The organism is Sediminibacterium soli (genome assembly GCF_009939225.1).
GTDB lineage: Bacteria > Bacteroidota > Bacteroidia > Chitinophagales > Chitinophagaceae > Sediminibacterium > Sediminibacterium soli.
The window spans coordinates 1555241-1576077 of record NZ_JAACJR010000008.1 but is presented as its reverse complement, the minus strand read 5'-3'; the positions used below and the strand labels follow the sequence as shown (position 1 = coordinate 1576077).

At 50.0% G+C, this 20837-nt stretch carries 23 protein-coding genes; 20 read left to right on the top strand and 3 right to left on the bottom strand.

What is annotated here, in order from left to right:
* The first annotated feature begins 10 nt into the window (after positions 1 to 10).
* Entirely contained in the window at positions 11 to 814 is an 804-nt protein-coding gene (locus tag GWC94_RS13835) for a hypothetical protein (protein ID WP_161835599.1), read from the top strand.
* Between the two features lie 277 nt (positions 815 to 1091).
* Here the strand turns inward: GWC94_RS13835 and GWC94_RS13830 are convergent, their stop codons facing one another.
* On the bottom strand, positions 1092 to 1823 hold the full coding sequence (locus GWC94_RS13830) for an LOG family protein (RefSeq protein ID WP_161835598.1): 732 nt from the start codon (positions 1821 to 1823) through the stop codon (positions 1092 to 1094).
* Positions 1824 to 1892: 69 nt separating this feature from the next.
* Between GWC94_RS13830 and GWC94_RS13825 the strand changes: the two genes are divergently transcribed.
* The 5 genes from GWC94_RS13825 to GWC94_RS13805 all read left to right on the top strand — a co-directional run bounded on the left by GWC94_RS13825 (position 1893) and on the right by GWC94_RS13805 (position 5129).
* The gene (locus tag GWC94_RS13825) at positions 1893 to 3248 is read left to right on the top strand and encodes a hypothetical protein (protein WP_161835597.1); all 1356 of its coding nucleotides are present in this window, start codon (positions 1893 to 1895) and stop codon (positions 3246 to 3248) included.
* Between the two features lie 18 nt (positions 3249 to 3266).
* The gene (locus GWC94_RS13820) at positions 3267 to 4034 is read left to right on the top strand and encodes an exodeoxyribonuclease III (protein ID WP_161835596.1); all 768 of its coding nucleotides are present in this window, start codon (positions 3267 to 3269) and stop codon (positions 4032 to 4034) included.
* Positions 4035 to 4068: 34 nt separating this feature from the next.
* Positions 4069 to 4374 (top strand): DUF4286 family protein, encoded by a 306-nt coding sequence (locus tag GWC94_RS13815; RefSeq protein WP_161835595.1) that lies wholly within the window; start codon positions 4069 to 4071, stop codon positions 4372 to 4374.
* Between the two features lie 288 nt (positions 4375 to 4662).
* Positions 4663 to 4932 (top strand): HU family DNA-binding protein, encoded by a 270-nt coding sequence (locus GWC94_RS13810; RefSeq protein ID WP_161835594.1) that lies wholly within the window; start codon positions 4663 to 4665, stop codon positions 4930 to 4932.
* Positions 4933 to 5021: 89 nt separating this feature from the next.
* Complete coding sequence (locus GWC94_RS13805; protein WP_161835593.1) at positions 5022 to 5129, top strand: 30S ribosomal protein THX; 108 nt, start codon at positions 5022 to 5024, stop codon at positions 5127 to 5129.
* 159 nt (positions 5130 to 5288) lie between these two features.
* On the opposite strand, the gene GWC94_RS13800 is transcribed toward GWC94_RS13805, so the two are convergent.
* Positions 5289 to 6578 carry an aminotransferase class V-fold PLP-dependent enzyme gene (locus tag GWC94_RS13800; protein WP_161835592.1) on the bottom strand — a complete coding sequence of 430 codons (1290 nt, stop codon included), beginning with the start codon at positions 6576 to 6578 and terminating at the stop codon, positions 5289 to 5291.
* A 65-nt stretch (positions 6579 to 6643) separates the two neighbouring features.
* Between GWC94_RS13800 and GWC94_RS13795 the strand changes: the two genes are divergently transcribed.
* The gene (locus tag GWC94_RS13795; protein WP_161835591.1) at positions 6644 to 6862 is read left to right on the top strand and encodes a hypothetical protein; all 219 of its coding nucleotides are present in this window, start codon (positions 6644 to 6646) and stop codon (positions 6860 to 6862) included.
* 161 nt (positions 6863 to 7023) lie between these two features.
* On the opposite strand, the gene meaB is transcribed toward GWC94_RS13795, so the two are convergent.
* On the bottom strand, positions 7024 to 7911 hold the full coding sequence (meaB, locus tag GWC94_RS13790; protein ID WP_161835590.1) for a methylmalonyl Co-A mutase-associated GTPase MeaB: 888 nt from the start codon (positions 7909 to 7911) through the stop codon (positions 7024 to 7026).
* On the opposite strand from meaB, the gene GWC94_RS13785 reads away from it, so the two are divergent.
* From GWC94_RS13785 to rpiB, 13 genes are all read left to right on the top strand, one after another.
* Complete coding sequence (locus GWC94_RS13785) at positions 7910 to 9166, top strand: O-antigen ligase family protein (protein WP_161835589.1); 1257 nt, start codon at positions 7910 to 7912, stop codon at positions 9164 to 9166. The genes meaB and GWC94_RS13785 overlap by 2 nt on opposite strands.
* The gene (locus GWC94_RS13780) at positions 9163 to 9930 is read left to right on the top strand and encodes a glycosyltransferase family 2 protein (protein ID WP_161835588.1); all 768 of its coding nucleotides are present in this window, start codon (positions 9163 to 9165) and stop codon (positions 9928 to 9930) included. Before GWC94_RS13785 ends, GWC94_RS13780 begins: the two co-directional genes overlap by 4 nt.
* A gap of 50 nt (positions 9931 to 9980) precedes the next feature.
* Positions 9981 to 10616, top strand: coding sequence for an LON peptidase substrate-binding domain-containing protein (locus tag GWC94_RS13775; RefSeq protein ID WP_161835587.1), 636 nt, complete (start codon positions 9981 to 9983; stop codon positions 10614 to 10616).
* A gap of 96 nt (positions 10617 to 10712) precedes the next feature.
* Positions 10713 to 11441, top strand: coding sequence for a type III pantothenate kinase (locus GWC94_RS13770; protein ID WP_161835586.1), 729 nt, complete (start codon positions 10713 to 10715; stop codon positions 11439 to 11441).
* A gap of 19 nt (positions 11442 to 11460) precedes the next feature.
* Positions 11461 to 12792, top strand: a complete 1332-nt coding sequence (locus tag GWC94_RS13765) for a hypothetical protein (protein ID WP_161835585.1) — start codon at positions 11461 to 11463, stop codon at positions 12790 to 12792.
* Positions 12785 to 13399, top strand: a complete 615-nt coding sequence (gene lptC, locus GWC94_RS13760; RefSeq protein ID WP_161835584.1) for an LPS export ABC transporter periplasmic protein LptC — start codon at positions 12785 to 12787, stop codon at positions 13397 to 13399. Before GWC94_RS13765 ends, lptC begins: the two co-directional genes overlap by 8 nt.
* A 118-nt stretch (positions 13400 to 13517) precedes the next feature.
* Positions 13518 to 14507 carry a potassium channel beta subunit family protein gene (locus GWC94_RS13755; protein ID WP_161835583.1) on the top strand — a complete coding sequence of 330 codons (990 nt, stop codon included), beginning with the start codon at positions 13518 to 13520 and terminating at the stop codon, positions 14505 to 14507.
* 328 nt (positions 14508 to 14835) lie between these two features.
* Entirely contained in the window at positions 14836 to 15351 is a 516-nt protein-coding gene (locus GWC94_RS13750) for an RNA polymerase sigma factor (protein WP_161835582.1), read from the top strand.
* Positions 15344 to 16069: a hypothetical protein gene (locus GWC94_RS13745; protein ID WP_161835581.1), complete on the top strand. Its 726-nt coding sequence runs from the start codon at positions 15344 to 15346 to the stop codon at positions 16067 to 16069. Before GWC94_RS13750 ends, GWC94_RS13745 begins: the two co-directional genes overlap by 8 nt.
* 25 nt (positions 16070 to 16094) lie before the next feature.
* Entirely contained in the window at positions 16095 to 17432 is a 1338-nt protein-coding gene (locus GWC94_RS13740) for a DUF4097 domain-containing protein (RefSeq protein ID WP_161835580.1), read from the top strand.
* A 382-nt stretch (positions 17433 to 17814) separates the two neighbouring features.
* On the top strand, positions 17815 to 19077 hold the full coding sequence (locus tag GWC94_RS13735; RefSeq protein WP_161835579.1) for a hemolysin family protein: 1263 nt from the start codon (positions 17815 to 17817) through the stop codon (positions 19075 to 19077).
* A 285-nt stretch (positions 19078 to 19362) separates the two neighbouring features.
* Complete coding sequence (tatC, locus tag GWC94_RS13730) at positions 19363 to 20217, top strand: twin-arginine translocase subunit TatC (RefSeq protein WP_161835578.1); 855 nt, start codon at positions 19363 to 19365, stop codon at positions 20215 to 20217.
* A gap of 160 nt (positions 20218 to 20377) precedes the next feature.
* Positions 20378 to 20830, top strand: coding sequence for a ribose 5-phosphate isomerase B (rpiB, locus tag GWC94_RS13725; RefSeq protein WP_161835577.1), 453 nt, complete (start codon positions 20378 to 20380; stop codon positions 20828 to 20830).
* Positions 20831 to 20837 lie beyond the last annotated feature (7 nt).

Genomic DNA, 20837 nt, shown 5'->3' with positions numbered 1-20837 from the left:
CCCAACCAACATGCAGCTACCTACATGGATCGTGTATGCAGTGATATGCCTGCCGTTGTTCGCTACTGCGCAAACCAAAAAAGAACGCAAAGGCGAATTATATTTTTCCTGGGGTTATAATAAGGAATGGTACACCCATTCCGACGTATACGTTCGGCAGCCTTCGCTGAATACCGCCTATACTTTACTGAATGTGCACTCGCATGATCACCCGGGATGGGATGAAGGCCTGTTTAGCAGCCCCATCAGCATACCGCAATACAATTACCGCCTGGGTTATTTTTTCGATCGCGAAAACGGATGGGGTGTCGAGATCAACTTCGACCATACCAAGCATATTATCCGCGATAACCAGTCTGTGCGTATCAAAGGCATCGTTGCCGGCCGCGTGGTGGATTCTTCGATCCGGTTCTCCGAAGGCAACGGGTTTTATTATTACCTGAACAACGGCGCCAATTTTCTGCTGTTCAACCTGGTGAAACGCTGGCACTGGATCGGCGACAGGAAAAGCAATTTTGTAGTGGATGCCCTGGGTAAGGCCGGTGTGGGCCCGGTGATTCCGCATGTGCAGAACAGTTTCTTTGGCCAGGCAAACGACCCCGGTTTCCAGATCGGTGGCTGGAATATAGGCGCGGAAGCCGGTCTGCGCGCCACATTCTTCAAACACCTGTTTCTCGAGTACACCAACAAACTGGATTACGCCAGCTATTCCAACCTAAAAGTATACAACGGTACCGCCAGCCAGAGCTTCGGCACCTACGAAATGATACTAAGCCTGGGATATACAATAGCAGCCGGCAAAAGGAAGCAGTGAATATCTCACAGGAGACGGCGAACATTCTGCCCGCAATTTTGGAGCGAATAATGTTTATGCAGGCTATCGGTGTCTTGCCTTCGGCGATGCGCCGGTAATAATAAATCTTCAGTTCCATATCCCTCTGTGTTTCTCCGTGCCCCTGTGGCTCTGTGTTGAAACTGTGTCTCAGTTACCTCCCGGTTTCAACAACCCGATGGTCGGGATTATTTTCAACACAGAGCCACAGGGGCACGGAGTTGCACAGAGATTTTTATTCTCGGTGTTCCTCCGCCATCTATCTTTTCTCAAACAACCACCACAGCTTTCTTCTCGGTCTTACGGCATAGTGTTTATCGATAAAGGTCCTGATATGCAGCATCGCTTCGTCGATATCATCGGTGAGCAGCACCAGGTTTTTGTCTTCGGGAGAAATGGTACCCTTGTCTATCATCATCTCGATCACATTCATCAAAGGCTGGTAATATTCCCTGCCAAACAATACAATGGGAAAATCTGTCAGCGATTTTGTCTGGATAAGCGTGATGGTATTAAACAGTTCATCCATCGTGCCAAAACCGCCGGGCAGGATAATAAAGGCATAGGAATACTTTATCAGCAGCACTTTCCTTACAAAGAAATAGTCGAACGTGATCCATTTCTGCATATAAGGGTTGGGGTATTGCTCATGCGGCAGTTTGATATTACAACCCACCGATACGCCGCCATTCTCAAAAGCGCCCCTGTTGGCGCCTTCCATGGTGCCGGGTCCGCCGCCGGTCATGGTGGTAAAACCCAGGCCTGCGATCCGTTTGCCGAACTCCCGCGAAATGGCATAATAGGGATGGTCTTCCTTAAAACGCGCCGAGCCGAAAACGGTGATACAGGGACCCACAAAATGCAATGTCCTGAAACCGTGTATGAACTGCACAAAAATATCCCATGCAAAAAGAAATTCATTGATCCTTGGCTTGGGCCCATGCAGATAAACAGATTCTTTTGCGGGTATCAGCCGGTCGGTTTTTGCCATATATCTTCCTATTTTTATTGCGCGGTCAAATTAGCATAAAATTTGCTGGAACCTGCCAACGACTGCTTTATGAAAAGAACGGTAACGCTGTTATCTGCCCTTGTATATGCGGCAACCTGTTTGCAGGCGCAAAGAAAAATTGTTTTTGAGCAGTTACGCTATGCCATGCCCTTCGATTATTTTGCGGAGCCGACCATGCAGCAGAGCATCGGTACCCACCTGGCCGAATTAATACGGAAACACCATCTGGCACAACTTACCGATTCCACCCGACTGCCCCTTGTAAGCCTGAACGAGAGATCAAATGCAGGCAGTGAAAAATTTGATTTCAGCAGGGGAGACACCGGTACCTGGCACCTGCTGGTGGAAGTGGCGGAGTATATGCCCGCATCGTATTATGCCGCTATGAATACGCCTGCTGCCAATGCGGCCGATTCTGTGCAGCGGGCAAAAACCAAAACCGTGTTCAGGTTCACCACCGCCGTGGTGAATGGCCGCAATGAAATCATATACAGCAACCTGGTGGATATACTGGTGTTTCATACCAGGGGTCCGGGCATGGGTGCGGAATCGATTCATCTTTTTGTGATGCCCAAAACCTTCCTGGAGATCGCCAGGAAAGCGCTGTCGGAGCTGATGGATCCGCAGAGCGACAAAGACAAAATAGGCCTGGGCGTGGCGCCGGTGTTTGCGGCGGATAATTTTTATATGCCCAGGCTGGCAGGCCGCGCCAGGTATTTTGTAACGGATAATGGCCAGTCGTTCCAATTTATATACGATACCACGCACCTGCTTCGCAAATCCGAACCGTTGTACGAAGAGCTGCAGCTGAAAGGAAAACGGGCGATGCCTTATCCCAGGAATATCCTGGATGCCATTCAGAAAGCCGATAACCGATCAGGTTCCGATTTTGTTTTTCTCAAACAGGAGTGGAGAGACGTGCTGCGCGACAGGAACTACCTTGTACAGCTGCTGATACAGGTGAACCCCGAAAAAAATTACGGCATACCCGAGCAGGCGCTCACGGGTTTTATGCCGGGAAACCTGCACTTCCTGCTGGAGGAGAAAGATACCGTGGCAAGGTTTTCCATTACCAAATACATCACGGATGGGGATAAAAAAATTTACCCCGGCAGGGTGTACAATGGTGTAGACACCGCCGCCATGGTGTCCATCGGCATGGCAGAAACGGTATGGCCGCTGAAATACAATTACGTGGTGCAGGGGTCGATCGCAAAGCGGTCGTTCGAGATCAGGTGCAGCGGCGCCGCCAATACCATGAAAGAGCTGTACCTGGATGGAGAACTGGTCTGCATAGCGCAGGGAAGATTTGCGCCGGAGTTATTTGTGGTTTTTGATGCATCTTTATCATACGAAACACTGAAGCAGCTGTTCATCATCGGCTTTAACCGTTTTTTTGAATAAACCAAACAAGCGATTACCATGCGTGTTATTTCTTACAACGTGAACGGTATACGTTCCGCCATCAACAAAGGGTTTCTCGACTGGCTGCAAACACATCCCGCCGATGTGGTTTGTCTGCAGGAAACAAAAGCCGTTCAGGAAAATGTGGAATACCGGAAGATCGAAGAGATGGGATACCACCATCACTGGTTCTCTGCGCAGAAGAAAGGATACAGCGGCGTGGCGGTCTTTACAAAGATCAAACCCGATCATGTTGAATATGGTAACAAGCTGGAGCAGAGCGATCTTGAAGGCCGGGTGATACGCGCCGATTTTGGCGATATCACGCTTATCAATGCCTATTTTCCCTCGGGCACCAGCGGCGATGAGCGCCAGACCTATAAATACCAGTGGCTCGATGAGTTTTTTGACTATCTGCAGCAGCTGCGTAAATCCAGGCCCAGGCTGATTGTTGTGGGCGACTATAATATTGCGCACAGGGAGATAGATATACACGATCCGAAAGGCAATAAGAACTCATCCGGTTTCTTGCCGGATGAAAGGAAATGGATGGATAAATTCCTTTCGAGCGGATGGGTGGATACGTTCCGGGCGATCAATCCCGAAACAACCGGCGCCTATTCCTGGTGGAGCCAGCGTTTTCCCACGGTGCGCCTGCAGAACAAGGGCTGGCGTATCGATTATATCTGCGTAACCGATGCGTTGGGAAAGCAGGTTATTGACGCAAAGATCTATCCCGATGTAAAACACAGCGATCATTGCCCTATCTACGCCGAGATCAAATAGGTATTATCCATACGCTTATTAAATACACCGTTCCGTGCTGATTTATAACGTTACCACCAAGGTTAACTGGGAGATCCACGAAGCATGGCTTCAGTGGATGAAGGAGAAACACCTGCCCGATGTAATGGATACAGGCTGTTTTACAGACGTGCGCCTGGTACGGCTGCTGGAAACCGACGATAGCGAAGGCCCGACCTATGCCGCGCAGTTCCATGCAGACAGCCGGGAGCAGTACCAGCGCTATATAGACGCTTTTGCACCGGCCATGCGTAAGGATGTGGTGGACAACTGGGGCGCCAACTTCATCAGTTTCCGGTCGCTGATGGAGGTTGTGAATTGAGTGTGGAAACTTTCGCAAATTCATTTTGCAGCAACCGTATCTTTGGTATATTAACCTGCGGCGCAGGGAAGGCCCGCTGTTTTTCCGATTTCCTGAAACCCTTTACAGTATTGCGTTTCAGCGAAATGCAATTTTCAAAATGATATTTTATCAAAACGGTTTCCGGTTGAAATCCTTTGCAGCTACAGGTTATACCGGTTCCAAATAAAAACATCGACTCAAAAATATTTTTCCGGATAGCAAAAGCCAATAAATTTGCCCTCTCATTAAAAACACAAAATCACCGTTATGAACAAAGCTGAATTGATCGCCCAGATCGCTGAAGAGACTGGTATAACCAAAACACAGGCAAATGCTGCGTTGGATTCTTTTATTGGTGCCGTGACCAAGACACTGAAAAAAGGCGATAAAGTAACACTGGTTGGCTTCGGTACTTTCTCTGTTTCAAAACGCCAGGCACGTACCGGCCGTAACCCGCAAACCGGCGCTACGATCAAGATCAAAGCAAAGAAAGTTGCCAAATTCAAAGCCGGCAAAGAACTGAGCGCCAAGATCTGATCTGGCCGCACACAAGGAATTAAAACCCCCGTAATCCGGGGGTTTTTCTATTTTTATGCCCATTATTCTTCATTCAAAAAACACATATCATGGGAAGAGGTGATAAAAAAACCGCAAAAGGCAAACGTTTCCAGGGCTCATTCGGCAAAACAAGACCCGCAAAAGCGAGCAAGTCGAAAAAAATGAAAGTGAGGTAGAATTTGAAAATTTGAAAATGGGAGGGCAAAGGTTATAGGGCTACATGGCTGCGGTTACGAATTTTAGGAACCATAACAATATAGCTATATAGCCATTTAGCCATATGACAATACTGCCTTCCCCTCATTTTCAAATTTTCAAATCCCCAAATCCTCAAATTACTTCCCCGCCGTTTCCTCTATCGCCATTACCAGTTTATCCAGGTCGGGGAGTTTGGTGTATACATGCGGCGTTATTCTTACGCAGGAGATGTTCTCCCATACAATACTCACCGTATGGATCTTATAGTTGTTGAACAATGCACTGTCCAGCTCGGCGGGTGTCATGCCGTCTATGCTTACACCGCAGATGGCGCAGGAGTAGTTGGGATGTAGCGAGGTATGAAGTTTTACCCGCGGAATATCTTTTACCTTACCGGCCCAGTAGTTTTTGAGGTAATGTATCCGCTCCTGTTTGCGTTTGCTGCCGATGGCCTGCTGAAAGTTCACGGCCTCGCCAATGCCCTGTTCAATAGGAAAGCTGCGGGTGCCCAGGGTTTCGAATTTGCGTATATCGGCACTTTTCGGCGCACTGTTGCAGGTAAGCGGCCAGATCTTCTCTATTTTTTCTTTTTTGATCCATAGCATACCGCTGCCGATGGGCGCGCTGAGGAATTTATGCAGACTGGTGCCAAAATAATCGCAACCCAGTTCGGGTATCTTAAAATCCAGGAGACCGAAAGAATGGGCGCCGTCAACGATCACTTCCAGCCCGTGTTTCTTCGCCATCTGAGTAAGCTTTTTCACCGGCATGATCTGTCCCACCCAATTAATGATATGCGTTACATGCAGAATTTTTGTCCTGGGTGTGATCGCTGCTTCATACGCGGCAACAATCTCTTCGTCATTTTCGATGGGGAAATGAAAACTGATCTGTTTGTACACGATGCTGTCGCGCATTTCGCGCTGTTTCCAGGCCTGTATCATATTGGGATAATCCTGCCTGGTGCCGATCACTTCGTCGCCGGCCCTGAGCTCAAGACCGTAGATCACGGTGTTCAGGGCTTCGGTGGCATTTCGGTTAACGGCAATCTCTTCGGCCGAACAGCCGGCCAGCAATGCCAGTTTCTGGCGTAACGGCTCACGGCCCTGGTCAAGAATGCGCCACATATAGTAGGAAGGGCCTTCGTTCGACAGTTTGTTGTAACGCTCCACCGCCTCCTGCACCACCCTTGGGGCCGGACTTACGCCGCCATTGTTCAGGTTGATCAGGTTAGGATTTACCGTGTAGGATTGCTGGATCATGCTCCAGTAGTCTTCGTCGGCCGCCACGGCCTGGGGCGGGAGACCGGCGATTCTTTTTTCTGCCTGCTCCCAGGAGGCGGCATGCAGTTCGTTAAAAAGGCTGCTGGCAGAAAATGCGCCGGCCAGCAGTCCCACCTGCTGCAGGAATTTTCGTCTTGGTTCCACGGTCGGTTAATTGAAAAAGAAAGTTAACAATTCCTGTCAGCATTTTGCTGCTTATCTTTGCGTTGATGATGCGGAAAAGAGGGATATACGGTTTACTGATACTGGTACTGCTTGCCGGTTCGCAATGCGTGCAGGCGCAGTGTTCCATCTGTACCAAAACCTCTTCCCAGCTTGGCCAGGGGCCTGCACAGGCATTGAATTCCGCGATTATCTATCTTGCCGCGGCACCCTTATGCATCATCGGTGTAATAGGCTACCGTTGGTGGAAGAGTGAAAAGAGATAAGAAAGCTCCTTCTTATTTCAACATCCATTATTCCCTTTTCAGTATTCGATATTCATTAATTTTTCACCGCAGAGACGCGGAGTTTCGCAGAGAATTCATCCCCTTAGGCAGTTCCTCCATATTTCTATATTCGCTGTTCCTTGTTAGCTATTCGATATTCGTCAGAGATACCGCTGTACAAACCGGTACAGGTTTTTCTCCGCCGATGATTCCCAGTCTTTCTTCAGCGTTTCCCGGCTGATGTCTTTCATTCTCGATTCGCTGATCAGTTGGTAGGCTCTTTCTGCAAACAGCCATCCTTTTTTTTCTTCCGGCTGGTGTTGCTGCTGTTCAGCAATTGCCTGGTAGAGTTCCGCTATGCCTGTTTTCTGCGTGGCGATGGTTTTGAGTATGGGAATTTCCGCTGCCCCGCGGTGGAATGCGGGTGCAAGCATCATGCGGAGGTTCCTGGTAAAAAGATCGGCATCGGGCCGGTCGGATTTGTTCACCACAAAAATATCCGCGATCTCCATCAGCCCGGCTTTCATGGTTTGCACTTCATCTCCCGCCTCCGGAACAAGCACTACAACCGTGGTGTCTGCCAGTCCGGCAATTTCAATCTCGCTCTGACCCACGCCTACGGTTTCCACGATCACCTGGTCAAATCCGGCGGCTTTCAGCAGATCGCATATTTCAATGATGCGGGGATGGAGTCCACCGAGGCTGCCCCTTGTGGCCAGCGAACGGATAAACACATCGGGATGATTGTACCATTCGCTCATGCGTATCCTGTCGCCCAACACCGCACCGTGATGAAAAGGAGAAGAAGGATCCACACATAATACCGCCACTTTCTGCTGCCTGGCAACGATTTCGCCGATCAGGGCATCGGTAATCGTGCTCTTGCCTGCGCCGGGCGGACCGGTAATACCGGTAATGGTTGCTGAGGAGGGGGGCAGGTTTTCGAGCAATGCATGATACCCCTCTTTGCTATTCTCCACCAGCGATATCGACCGGGCCAGCGCAGGAATATTTCCAGAGCGGATATTATGCAATAAATCACTCCACATGATTGCTAAAGTAACCCGGATGCACGAATTTAGACGCAGCATGCAGGGCTTTTTCCAAAATAAATGGCAACACGGTTGGGTGGTCAGCTGCCTGATACTGGTGGCTGCAGGACTGGTGTTCAGTCGCGCCCTGCTTTCCATTGCATCTGTCCTGGTTGCCGTTCCCTGGTTCTTTGGGCCGGCAGAGAAACCTTCACTCAAAAAACCCGCGATCGCCCTGCTGCTGCTGCTTTTGCCGGTATTGGTATCCGGTTTCTGGAGCCAGGACAAACAGGAATGGTGGAAAACTGCAGAGACGCGTATTCCTCTTTTTACCCTGCTGCTCGGTGCATACGCCGTTCAATTATCGCCAAAGGAATGGAAATGGGTCAGCGCTGCGTACTTGGCGTCTGTGACCATCGGTTGCGTATGGAGTATGGGCAGGTACCTGGCCGATATGCAAACAATGCAGGCCTCTTATCTTAAAGCCAAAGTGCTGCCCACGCTGGCCGATCACGATTATGTACGGTTCAGCTGGATGGTGGCGCTGGCGGTATTGCTTTGTCTGAAACATATTTCGTTTATCTCTTCCCGCACAGGCAGGGCACTGCTGGTTGTGCTGATGGCGGGGTTTGTTGCTTACCTGCATATCCTTGCGGCCAAAACAGGATTGCTTTGTCTTTATGCGGCTGCCTTGGTGTATACAGCCTACCTGTTATGCATCCGCAGGAACTGGAAAAAATCGCTGCTGCTGCTGGCGATCATGGTATCGGTGGCGGTTGTTGCATTTGTTTCATCGCCTACCTTACGGAACCGGATACAGTATGTCCGGTACGATTTCAGTTTGTATACTGCCAACGGTTCCGCGCCGGGATACAATGATGCGGCAAGATGGCTGTCGGTCAAAGCCGGTTATGGTCTGCTGCAGCAGAATCCGTTCACCGGTGTGGGTTTTGGCGACCTGCGTGCCGCCACAGATGCATGGCATACCCGCTTTCATCCGCAAAGTCTCCCGTACGAACGTTTTCTGCCTGCCTGCGAATGGCTGGTGTATGGTGCGGCCAGCGGATGGCCCGGTATGCTCCTTTTTTCAGCAGGGCTGGTGCTTCTGTTATACGCAACCACCGGCAGGAATGTACTGTCGGCCGCGTTGCTGGTGGTAACCGTTATCCCCATTGTTTTCGACGATACGCTCGAGGGTCAGCTGGGCACGGCAATTCTGGCATTTATTGTTTTCTTTGCACAAACCATACCCGTACCGCCGGGCAAAAAATGAATCCGTTATTATCTGTTGTCATCATCTGCCGGAATGAATCGCATATCATCGGCCGCACGATCGCCGCAGCGCAGAAAGTGAGCGATGATATCGTAGTGGTAGACAGCGGCAGCACCGACGGCACACAGCAGGTTGTAACGGGTACGGGGGCAAGACTGCTCGAAACGGGCTGGACAGGCTACGGACCCAACAAGAACAAAGGCGTTGCGATGGCCAGGCACGACTGGATATTGTCGATCGATGCAGACGAGGTGCTCGATCAAAAGCTTTGCGATGTGCTGACAGTCCTTGCGCTGCGCGAAGACGATATCGTATACAATATCCGTTTCCGCGCATTTCTTGGTGAAAAAATGATACGTTTTGGCGAATGGGCCGGCGATGAACATATCCGTTTGTATAACCGGAACCGGGTGCAGTGGAATGAAGCAGAGGTGCATGAGGCGCTGCAGATGCCGGATATAAAGCAGGTGGTTACGCTCAAAGGATATATTCATCACTATACATCCCGCAACCTGGAAGAGTTTGCAGATAAAACGGTGCGGTATGCCATGCTCAATGCAATGAAATACCACCAGCGCGGAAAAAAATCATGGTGGCTGCAACGCAGGCTGGCAGGCCCCGTTTCCTTTGTCACCAACTACCTGCTCCGGCTCGGCTTTCTCGACGGGGAAGCAGGCTATACCATCGCCAAAATGAACGCCTGGTATACCTGGATGAAATACGCGCAGCTGCAGCAGCTGAACCTTGGTGTAAAACAGAAATAGTTTAACACCGGCCATAGCCCCTTCTCTGCCATTCGTTCCTACCTTTACCTATGACGAATTTTGTTCCGATATTCCCGCTCAGCATCGTCGTGTACCCCGGAGAAGCGCTGAACCTCCATATATTCGAGCCGAGGTATAGGCAACTGATCAGTGAATGTCATCATACACATAAACCCTTTGGTATTCCCGCCGTCATCAATAACAGTGTGGCGGAGATGGGAACGCTTGTGGAAGTGTCTGAACTGGTGAAAACATACGAGGACGGAAAAATGGATATACGCGTCAAAGGCACCCGGGTATTCCGCATACTGGAGATCGTGAAAGAGATACCCGATAAATTATACAGCGGCGCCATCGTAACCTATCCGGCAAACGATACCGCGCAAAGGAATATGATCAGGGGTGTGGTGGCATCCCTCCGCCAGCTGCACCGATTGCTGAACGTGCACAAGGATTTTACAACGGAGGAAGAACAGCTGACAAGCTACGATATCGCCCATCACGCGGGCATGTCGCTCGGGGAAGAATACGAAATGCTGGGTCTGATGCACGAACTGCAGCGGCTCGAATACCTGAAAAGACATCTTGCCAAAGTGCTGCCCGTGGTAAGCGGTATAGAGAACCTGAAGGAAAAGATCAAACTGAACGGGCATTTCAGGGAGCTGGGCGGGTTTAATTTCAGCTGAATCGGTAACCGTTGAACTCCCAGGGGTAATACCGGCCGGCGAATAGCTTTTCAATCGCTAACTTGCCCCCGTTCAACCCCGTCAACCTCCCTCACCATGGAAACCACGCTTTGCTTCGATTTCGGTAATACGCGTATGAAATGCGCTGTATTCAATGACCGCAAATTTGTGCAGGAGCATGTACTGGCCGATGCAGGAACGGCAACCATACAGCGGCTGATCGATGAACACCGGCCAACCTGGTCTATTCTCTCTTCGGTGATCAACCATCCTCCCGAAATGGAAACGCTGCTGGCGGCACATACGCATTTTCACAAACTGGATCATACCAGCAAACTGCCGGTGACCACGCCGGTGGGCAAGCCCGAAACCATCGGGGCAGACAGGCTGGCCATTGTTGCCGCAGCGGTTGACCTGTTTCCCGGCCGGCATAACCTGGCCATCGGCCTGGGCACCTGTATCACCTATAATTTTGTGAACGAAGCCCATGCATTCCTCGGAGGTGGCATTTCGCCGGGTATGCATATGCGTTTCAGGGCCATGCACGAGCAAACGGCCCTGCTGCCGCTGGTAAAGGCGGAACACGATTTTCCGCTGGTGGGATACGATACCAAAACCAATATACTGAGCGGCGTAATACTGGGAATGGCCAAGGAAATTGATGGTATTATTGATGCTTACGCATTGAAATACAGCAACTTTAACGTGCTGTTAACCGGGGGAGACATGGGTTTTTTTGTACCGCACCTAAAAAACAAGATATTTGCCGACCCTTATCTAATCTATAAAGGACTGTATGCGATCAGTGCGTCTAACCATTTCTAACATTTCCAGGCTTAGTTTGGTGTTTGTAGCAACCTTTTTTTTTCAGGCTGTAAAAGCACAGGAAAACTCACCTTTCAACAGGTATGGCTTAGGCGAATTCTATAATAACCAGCATATCATCAGCCGCTCCATGGGCGGTTTAACAGCAGCTTATTCGGATGGCTTGCACAACAACGTGGGACAGTCCGTGAACTTCGGAAACCCTGCCACTTACGGCGGACTTTATATGTCTACGTTCGATATCGGCGTTACCATCGATTCAAGAACACTGTACAGCAAAAACCCTTCGGGCAAATTCAATTCGGCCAATTTTATCCCGTCTTACGTGGCGGTAGGGGTGCCGTTGAACCGTACCAAGGGCTGGGGACTTGCTTTTGGTCTGAAACCTTTGAGCCGTATCAACTATTCGGTGCAGGATTTCTCAAAGATCGGCGCCGACAGCGTTCAGACCCTGTACAATGGCAGCGGGGGACTGAACCAGGTATTTGTAGGACTTGGCAAAAGATGGAAAAACTTCCAGATCGGGTTTAATACGGGGTATAATTTCGGACGCAAGGAAGTGAATACGACCAAGAACTTTTTGAATGATTCCGTATTGTACCATTCTTCCAAAACCTCTACGCTGACTACGTTTGGCGGTATGTTTCTTTCGGCCGGTGCGCAGTACGAAGTAACGCTGCACAGCAGGGTTAATACGATCGATAAAACAACCGAGCATTATAAACTGCGGTTTGGTGTTACGGGAACCCTGAAGCAGACCATGAGCGCCCTGCAGGACCAGGACAGACATACATTGGGCTATACCTCCGGCGGTGAAATAAAGATCGACAGCGTGCTTTCGCAGAACGATATCAAAGGATCGGTCGTGCTTCCGGCGCAGTACGCGGCGGGGGTCACCTTACATAAAACGGCCACCAACTCAAGAGGTGTTTTTGAACTATGGTCTATCGGTCTTGAATACACCGGTTCCCAGTGGACCGGCTATCGTTTTTACGGTGCACCCGACCAGTTAAGCAACAGCTGGCAATACAAGCTGGGCGTGCAGTTTGCTCCCGATCCGCTGGCCAGCCGCGGCTACTGGAATGCGGTAAACTACCGTGCGGGTGTTTATCTTGGCAAGGATTACCTGAATCCGGATGGTAAAGGACTCAAACAGTACGGTGTGTCTTTCGGAGCCGGTCTGCCCATTCGTAAATGGACCAGCTATAACGACCAGTTCACGGTAATGAATATGGCCCTGCAGTTTGGTAAAAGAGGATCCAGCGTGAATAATGTCACAGAAACCTATATGCAGTTTTCTCTGGGAATCAGTATGAGCGATATTTGGTTCGTGAAACGCAAATATGATTAACCGTTTTTCTCATAAACCTATTTTACTGGCAGCCCTGATCAGCGGCTGCTTTTTTGTGTGTGCCTGCGAGAACGATATCAACGAAGTGCGCGAGCTGGGCAGCAAAAAAATAGGGGTGGATGAAGGAAAAAACATAGACAGCTATCTCAGTATAAAGGGAAAAATGCGTGCACATCTTACCGCACCGCGGATGCTTCGCTATGGCGGCGACAGCGCCAATAAGGTGGAATTCCCCAATACCCTGCATGTTGATTTTTACAACGACAGTACCACCCGCATCGAAAGCCAGTTGCGCGCAGATTACGGAAGGTTCCTTGAAAACGAGAAGAAAGTTTTCCTGCGCGGAAATGTGCTTGCCTTCAATATCAAGGGAGATACTTTGCGCTGCCCCGAATTATACTGGGACCAGAATACCGGCAAATTCTATACGGACAAAAAAGTGATCTGGAGCCAGGCTTTCCGTTCGAACCTGATCATAGGATTGAATGGAATGACATGTAATGAAGACCTGAGCCTGGTCACCTTCAACCAGGTGCAATCCGGCAGTTTCTTCCGTATACCCGACAGCACGGCGAATCCGGCCGCTGATACCACCAAACCGAAATAGAGATTTTGAAATTCTGGAATTGCGAATTTTGAAATTGATAATAATCTGTCCGAAAATTTCAAAATTCGCAATTCCAGAATTCCAAAATCCCCGTAGCTTTCCTCTAAAATCAAGCAACATGGAATATCGCAGAATGGGCAATAGCGGCCTGCAGTTAAGTGTACTGAGTTTTGGCAGCTGGGTAACTTTTCACAAACAGATAGCCGATAACAGCGCCGATACACTGATGGGTATGGCTTATGACAGTGGCATTAACTTTTTCGATAATGCGGAAGTATATGCATTGGGAGAGAGTGAGAAGATGATGGGACGTGTATTGAAGACAAAGAACTGGGACCGCACCTCCTACACACTTTCCTCCAAAGCCTATTTTGGCTGGCGGGGAAAAGAAAACAAACCTAACCAGACAGGATTAAGCCGCAAACACCTGGTGGAAGCCTGTCATGAAGCGCTGCAGCGTTTACAGACAGATTACCTGGATATCTTTTTCTGTCACCGTCCCGATGTGAACGTACCTGTTGAAGAAACGGTCTGGACCATGCATAACCTTGTTCAGCAGGGTAAGATAGTATACTGGGGCACCAGCCAGTGGAGCGGCGCAGAGATCATGGAAGCGCATCGCGTGGCGGATCAGCATCACCTTATCGGGCCGGTGGTAGAGCAGCCGCAATACAATATGTTCGAACGGTTCAAAATGGAACAGGATTACCTGCCCGTATTCCGGAACAAAGGCCTGGGCACCACTATCTGGAGCCCCCTGGCAGCCGGTTTCCTGACGGGAAAATACAATAACGGTATCCCAGCCGATTCAAGACTTGCCATCGAAGGGTTTGACTGGCTGAAAGAACGCTGGCTGCAGGAAGCCAAGCTGGAAAAAGTGAAAAAACTCGGAACACTGGCAGACAGACTGGGCGTATCGCTTGCCACGCTGGCCATTGCCTGGACGATCAAAAACCCGCATGTGACCACGGCCATCCTCGGCGCCACCAAAAAAGAACAGCTCACAGAAAACCTGAAAGCCCTAGAAGTGGTTAAGCTGCTCACGGATGAGGTGATAGCGGAAATAGAAACCATACTGGACAATAAACCGAAGCTGGATCTGTCGTAAGGATTCGCCGGTTGAATGGTTACATCGAATGGTTATTTCGTTCATCAGACTGGGTAAACTGCATTTTTTTGCCGCAGAGTCGCAGATTGGGATATTGATCAACTGCGGATCTGCGGCTTTTTACATCGTACAAATTTTCATAACTAAATAAAAATCAATTAATAATATATTCAATTATTCAAAAACATATGCGTCCGCCACCATCCGTCGGCAATCGCCCATCGGCCATTAAAAAAAATCCCCTCTTCTTTCCAACCTTTGTCACCATGCCAACTCCTATACCCGGATTTATTCATTGGAACAGGTAAACACCATACAAACGGCCGTTGTGAGAAAAGCCTGCAAAGGCGATGCGGATGCCCAGGCTTGGCTGTACCGGCAGTACAGTAAAAGCATGTTCAACATCTGCACGCGTATGACAGGTAACCGCAATGATGCGGAAGATCTTCTGCAGGAGTCTTTCATTATCGCCTTTAAAAACCTTCACCAGTTAAAGGAAGCGGTGCAGTTTGGGGGCTGGCTGAAAAGGATCGTGGTCAATGAGTGTATCCGTTTCAGTAAAAAAAATGTGTACTGGAACGAATGGGAAGACGGGAAGAACGATGCCGCGGTGGAAGAAACGGAATGGTGGAAAACGGTGGACTTTACCATCATCCACCGTGAGATCAAAGGTTTGCCGGATGGCTGCCGGCAGGTATTCAACCTGTTTGTTACAGAGGACTACAGCCATAAAGACATTGCCGCCCAGCTGGGTATTTCTGAGTCGACCAGCAAAAGCCAGTACCACAGGGCAAGGCAGTTATTAAGAGAACGTATTACCAAGCAATTACAGATACATGGATGAGTTAAAAAAATACCTGCGGCAGCATGCCGATGAACTCGACCTGGACGAGCCCCGTTCACAGGTATGGGAACGCATCAGCGGACAGACAGCCGTGAAAAAAACCAATGTGGTGACGATGGTTACACGCTGGGCGGTGGCGGCCTGTGTGCTGGTGCTGGCGGGTATCGGTATCTGGCACCTGGTTGACAGCAACAGCAAACAAACAAGGGATACGGCACAGCTGGCGCCGGGCCCGGTAAAAAACCGTGTGCCGGCAACACCGCAGACACATGAACCACAAACGATCCGGCCTGAAGTATCGACCGAACCCATTACCGCCAGAACGGAAACAGCACCCAGACAAAACCGCATGGCCAACTCCGCTAAGATGAATAAAGCGGATATGCATGCACTCACAGATATAGAGAACAGCTTTACCCAGGTGATCAACCTGCAGCGGGCCAGGGTAAGCACAATGCCTATGTACGCAGAAACGCCGGCTTATTTCGACGATTTCAAAGTACAGCTGAAGCAGATGGAGAGAGATGAAAAAAGCATCAAGACCGATATAGCCAGGCGCGGTCTTAACGATGCCTTGCTTGATCAGCTCATCAATCTCTACCAGCAGAAACTCAATATCCTTAAACAGTTGCAACTCGAAATGAACAAAACCAACAACCGCTTTAAACAAAACCGCGGTCCTGTTGATTCTACCAGAACCTATTTCCTGAATATCTAAACAGTACAATACAATGAAACCAGTTATGCGTAATACTTTATTCGGCAGCTTACTGCTGCTGGCTGCTTCGGCCTCCGCGCAGCAGGCAACTTCTACCGCACCGGTGCGCGTTTCCGTAGGCCGGCAGGCCGATATGGCTGCACCGCCGCCGGCCCGGGTAGCGCAGGTAAACGGGGTGGCCACCACCAACCAGGAAGGCAGCTTCTTTTTCTCCGGCGATAAACAGATCAGGGAAGAAGACCTCAAGAGCAAGGAAGTGAGCAAGGAAATACCCGTAAGCAAGGCATCGGAGATCTATATCGAAAATTCATCGCGCAGCATCGTGGTAAAAACCTGGGACCAGCCCAAAGTAAAAGTGAGCGCCACCGTGTATTTTGAAGGAGAAAGCAAACTCAGCGACGAAGAATGGCTGGAACGGGTGAATCTGTCGCTCAAAACACTGGGCTCTTCGGTTAAGATCAAAGCCGGTTCGGTAGGCGGCAGCGCCTATACGATCAACGGGCAGGGATTTACCTACAGCTCCGGCGTTGCGACAGTATTCAGTTCAAACGGACAGAATATGGGCACCAATACCAAACTGAAAAGAACGGTTACCATCACTGTTCCGGCAGGAAGTAAACTGGATATCGAAAGCAAATATGCCGATGTACAGCTTCCGGCAGGCATCTCGGATGCTTCGGTGGATATCACCAATGGCAATCTTGAAGCCGATAACCTGAATAAGCTCATGCTCCGCTCCAAATATTCCAACGCCAATGTGGGCAATATCAAAACGGCAGAGCTTGAATTCGCCAACGGCCGTTTCAGCGCCAAAGAGGTGGATGAACTGGATGTTGACAGCAAATACTCCACGATCGAAATGGCATCAGCCAAAAAAATCTCCCTGCGCAGCACCAATGATGAGTACGAGATAGAAGAAGCGGGTGAAGTAACAGGGCGCAAAAACTACGGCAACCTGCGTATCACCAAACTCAACGGCTCCATGGAGATAGACGGCGCAAATGCGGATATCAAGGTAAGGAAAGTAGGTCCGGCGCTTACCTCCATCAAAGTGGATAACCGCTATGCCGATATCCGCATCCCGCTCCGTGAAGTGAAGAATTACAGTGTACAGTTTGCCGGCCCTTACAGTTCCGTATACGGTAATTTTGAAAAGCAGCCCGTTGCCGAAACGAAAACAGAATCCACCGGCAGCGGCTCCTCCGCCAGTCCTACGCGCATCATGATCACCGGCACCCTTGCCAGTGCCGGTACAGGCCGCTGGGGCGATAGCGGTCCCTCGAAATTCACCGCCACCGTTGGAGACGGCAAGGGACTGAAGATCGACATGAAATGTCAGAACTGCACGGTTGATTTTAAATAACCCCGCTTGCAAAATGATAAGGGCGGACAGCTGTCCGCCTTTTTTTTTCAGCAAACCCGAAAGCCTGTAACCCTTACGCCTCTGCAGCGTTTATAGAGCAGACAACTTCTCATGTGCATATATCTCACACGCCGATTCTCATGTTGTTAATTGATCGGTACGTGCCCCGTTTCAACGGGGCACTTGTTTGTTGAGGAACTTGGGGGCGAGATACGCAAACCGTGAGTTGACCTGAGTGGGGTACCGATCGGCAGGGCTATGCAGGAGCCATTACCTGCAGGTGTTTTTACCCAAGCCTCCTCCACACCCACTCCCACGAACTCACGATTCAGCCTCACGTCCCACCCCCTTCCCCCTCCCGAAAAAACCTTATCTTGGTGTTATGAACGAACTCTATACCATCATCGGCATTTTCATCACGCTGGTGCTGATCGGCTTTTTTGCCGGGTATGAGATTGCGTTCGTATCCGGTAACCGGCTTAACATAGAGCTGAAAAAAAAGCAGGGTAAGCGCAGCGGTATCATCCTTTCCCATTTCCTGGAGCATCCGGCAAGACTGATCGGGAGCTGCCTGGTGGGATTGAATATCTTCCTGGTGATCTATGGCCTTTTGTTTAACGACCTGCTGAAAAGAACGCTGTGGAACCCGCTTCATTTTGAGAACGAATACCTTAAACTGGCTTTCGATACCCTGTTGTCTTCTGTTGTGGTGCTGGTGGTGGGCGAGTTCCTGCCCAAAGCGATCTTCCGGGCCCGGAACGATTCGCTGCTCAGTTTTTTTGCACCGGTTGCGCAGTTCTTCTACCGGTTGTTCCGGCCGATCACCAACCTGTTCGTAAACATTTCACAGTGGATACTCAAATACCTGTTCAATGTTCGTATGGGCGACCGCAGCGAAGTGTTTACCAAGGTAGACCTGGAGCATTTTTTTCAGCAGACCAACAAGGAGCAGGACGACGATAACCAGGAACTCAACAAAGAGCTTTTTGAAAACGCCCTCAGCCTGCCCATGGTAAAGATCAGGCAATGCCTGGTGCCGCGTACCGAGATAGAAGGATTGGATATCAGCACACCGATTGACGAGGTAAAAAAACGGTTCATCAGCACCCAGTTAAGCAAACTGGTGGTGTACAACGAGAACATAGATTCCATTCTGGGTTATGTGCACCAGCTTGATCTCTTTAAAAAACCGGCCGCGATAAGGGAGATCCTGCACCCCATTATGGCCGTGCCTGAGAGCATGAGCGCCACCGACCTGATCAGCAAGTTCACCCGTAACCGGAAAAGTGTTGCCTGGGTGGTGGATGAATTTGGCGGCACGGCGGGTATCGTTACCATGGAAGATGTGCTGGAAGAGATATTCGGCGAGATACAGGACGAATACGATGTGGAAGAGCTGGTAGAAAAACAACTGGCCGAGGACGAATACATACTGAGCGGCCGCATAGAACTCGATTACCTGAACGAGAAATACGGACTCAAATTTCCCGGTAATGAGGCCGAAACCCTCAGCGGTTTCATCATCGCCGAGCACCAGGCCATCCCCAAACAAAGGGAAACCATCATTGTGGACGACTACCGCTTCGATATCCTCAATGTAAGCGACAAGCGGATAGAAATGGTCAAAATGAAGCTGTTGCGATAGGGGGAGGCGATACGTGAGTCGTCCTGAGTTATCCTGAGTTGACGTGAGTTGGTGTTTGGAGCCCCGGCCGGGATGGTCAGAAACCGGTCCCCCGCCCCCAATTCGCACCAAATCACATCCCCCGCCCCTGCACCTTAACCTCCTCTTTCCGATCAATATTCGAAATTCCTTGTTCCTTGCTCATCTGTTCCCTTCCTCTTTCCGATCAATAGTCAATATTCCTAATTCCTTGTTCATCTGTTCCCCCGTTCCCATACCTTTGTCAACCTATAACATAGCGCAGGAATGGCTTTATTTAACAGAAGCAGGAGTGGAGAAAAGGCCGAGATGACCTTTATCGACCATCTCGAAGAATTAAGGGTTCACATCATCCGCTCGGTGATCGCCATTCTGGTAATGGCAGTTGTGATCTTCATCTACCGCGACTGGGTTTTCGACAACATCATCCGTGGGCCGATCAATCCCCATTTTATCAGCTACAAGGCCCTCTGCGATTTCAGCCACTGGGCGCATATGGGAGATGCATTGTGTATGCCACCCGTTAAGGTGAGCCTGATCACCAATACTTTCGGCGGACAGTTCCTGGGCAGTATCTCCATCGCGCTGGTTGGCGGCATCATCGCCGCTTTTCCCTTTATTTTCTGGGAATTCTGGCGTTTTGTAAAACCCGCCCTGAAAGAAAAAGAACTGCGCAACACACGTTTTGTGATTTTCTGGGTGAGTTTCTTCTTTTTTACCGGCGCCGCCTTCGGCTATTTCCTGCTGGGTCCGTTTACGTTCAACTTCCTGGCGGGGTTCCAGCTGGGTACCGAAACGGGCATCACCACCTTGCCCACGTTTTCAGATTATATCGATAACCTTACCAATATCATCCTTGGCTGCGGACTGGCTTTCGAACTGCCCGTACTGGCGTCGCTGCTGACGCGTATCGGGCTGATCACACCCTCCTTCCTGCGGAAAAGCCGCAAATACGCCGTGGTGGTGATCCTGCTGATATCCGCTTTTATCACACCCAGTCCCGACTGGATGAGCCAGATGATCGTATTCATTCCCCTGTTCCTGCTGTATGAACTGAGCATCATCGTTTCAGTCCGCGTATTCAAACGCGAGCAGGAAAAGCAGGACGAGGAATGGGATTAATGAAAGGTTTTAATCTGTGGTCTGTAGTCTGTGGTTTTCATGGGTGCAAGAGCCCAAACCAAAGACTTCAGCCACAGACCGATTCCCAGCGTCCTTTCGTACAATTTTTGCATTTCATCTTGTATCAAACCGCTATCTTAGGCGCCCAATTGATTGATACATGAGTTACGTATTTGATTCCTCCCTCCCCATTGCCGTCGGCTGCGATCACGCCGGTTTTGAGTACAAAACAGGTCTTGTTGCCTGGCTTCAGAAACTGGGTTACCAGGTAAAGGATTTCGGCACCTATTCGGCCGATTCCGTGGACTATCCCGATTTTGCGCATCCCGTGGCAACAGCCGTGGAGAAAGCAGAAGCGGCTTTCGGCATCCTGCTTTGCGGCAGCGCCAACGGCGTGGCCATGACAGCCAACAAACACCCGCAGGTACGCGCCGCCCTCTGCTGGCAAAACGATGTGGCAGTGATCACCCGCCAGCACAACAATGCAAACATCATTTGCATACCCGCCCGTTTCGTATCGTATCATATCGGGCAGAGCATGGTGGAACATTTCATGAGCACCCCGTTCGAAGGCGGTCGCCATGCCACCCGCGTGGGCAAGATCACCTGCTGATAAAAGC

Bases quoted from the DNA above. Each gene is read 5' to 3' on its own strand.
- GWC94_RS13835 (WP_161835599.1), top strand. From the start codon at position 11: ATGCAGCTACCTACATGGATCGTGTATGCAGTGATATGCCTGCCGTTG.
- GWC94_RS13830 (WP_161835598.1), bottom strand. From the start codon at position 1,823: ATGGCAAAAACCGACCGGCTGATACCCGCAAAAGAATCTGTTTATCTG.
- GWC94_RS13825 (WP_161835597.1), top strand. From the start codon at position 1,893: ATGAAAAGAACGGTAACGCTGTTATCTGCCCTTGTATATGCGGCAACC.
- GWC94_RS13820 (WP_161835596.1), top strand. From the start codon at position 3,267: ATGCGTGTTATTTCTTACAACGTGAACGGTATACGTTCCGCCATCAAC.
- GWC94_RS13810 (WP_161835594.1), top strand. From the start codon at position 4,663: ATGAACAAAGCTGAATTGATCGCCCAGATCGCTGAAGAGACTGGTATA.
- GWC94_RS13805 (WP_161835593.1), top strand. From the start codon at position 5,022: ATGGGAAGAGGTGATAAAAAAACCGCAAAAGGCAAACGTTTCCAGGGC.
- GWC94_RS13795 (WP_161835591.1), top strand. From the start codon at position 6,644: ATGATGCGGAAAAGAGGGATATACGGTTTACTGATACTGGTACTGCTT.
- GWC94_RS13785 (WP_161835589.1), top strand. From the start codon at position 7,910: ATGATTGCTAAAGTAACCCGGATGCACGAATTTAGACGCAGCATGCAG.
- meaB (WP_161835590.1), bottom strand. From the start codon at position 7,911: ATGTGGAGTGATTTATTGCATAATATCCGCTCTGGAAATATTCCTGCG.
- GWC94_RS13780 (WP_161835588.1), top strand. From the start codon at position 9,163: ATGAATCCGTTATTATCTGTTGTCATCATCTGCCGGAATGAATCGCAT.
- GWC94_RS13775 (WP_161835587.1), top strand. From the start codon at position 9,981: ATGACGAATTTTGTTCCGATATTCCCGCTCAGCATCGTCGTGTACCCC.
- GWC94_RS13770 (WP_161835586.1), top strand. From the start codon at position 10,713: ATGGAAACCACGCTTTGCTTCGATTTCGGTAATACGCGTATGAAATGC.
- lptC (WP_161835584.1), top strand. From the start codon at position 12,785: ATGATTAACCGTTTTTCTCATAAACCTATTTTACTGGCAGCCCTGATC.
- GWC94_RS13755 (WP_161835583.1), top strand. From the start codon at position 13,518: ATGGAATATCGCAGAATGGGCAATAGCGGCCTGCAGTTAAGTGTACTG.
- GWC94_RS13745 (WP_161835581.1), top strand. From the start codon at position 15,344: ATGGATGAGTTAAAAAAATACCTGCGGCAGCATGCCGATGAACTCGAC.
- GWC94_RS13740 (WP_161835580.1), top strand. From the start codon at position 16,095: ATGCGTAATACTTTATTCGGCAGCTTACTGCTGCTGGCTGCTTCGGCC.
- GWC94_RS13735 (WP_161835579.1), top strand. From the start codon at position 17,815: ATGAACGAACTCTATACCATCATCGGCATTTTCATCACGCTGGTGCTG.
- tatC (WP_161835578.1), top strand. From the start codon at position 19,363: ATGGCTTTATTTAACAGAAGCAGGAGTGGAGAAAAGGCCGAGATGACC.
- rpiB (WP_161835577.1), top strand. From the start codon at position 20,378: ATGAGTTACGTATTTGATTCCTCCCTCCCCATTGCCGTCGGCTGCGAT.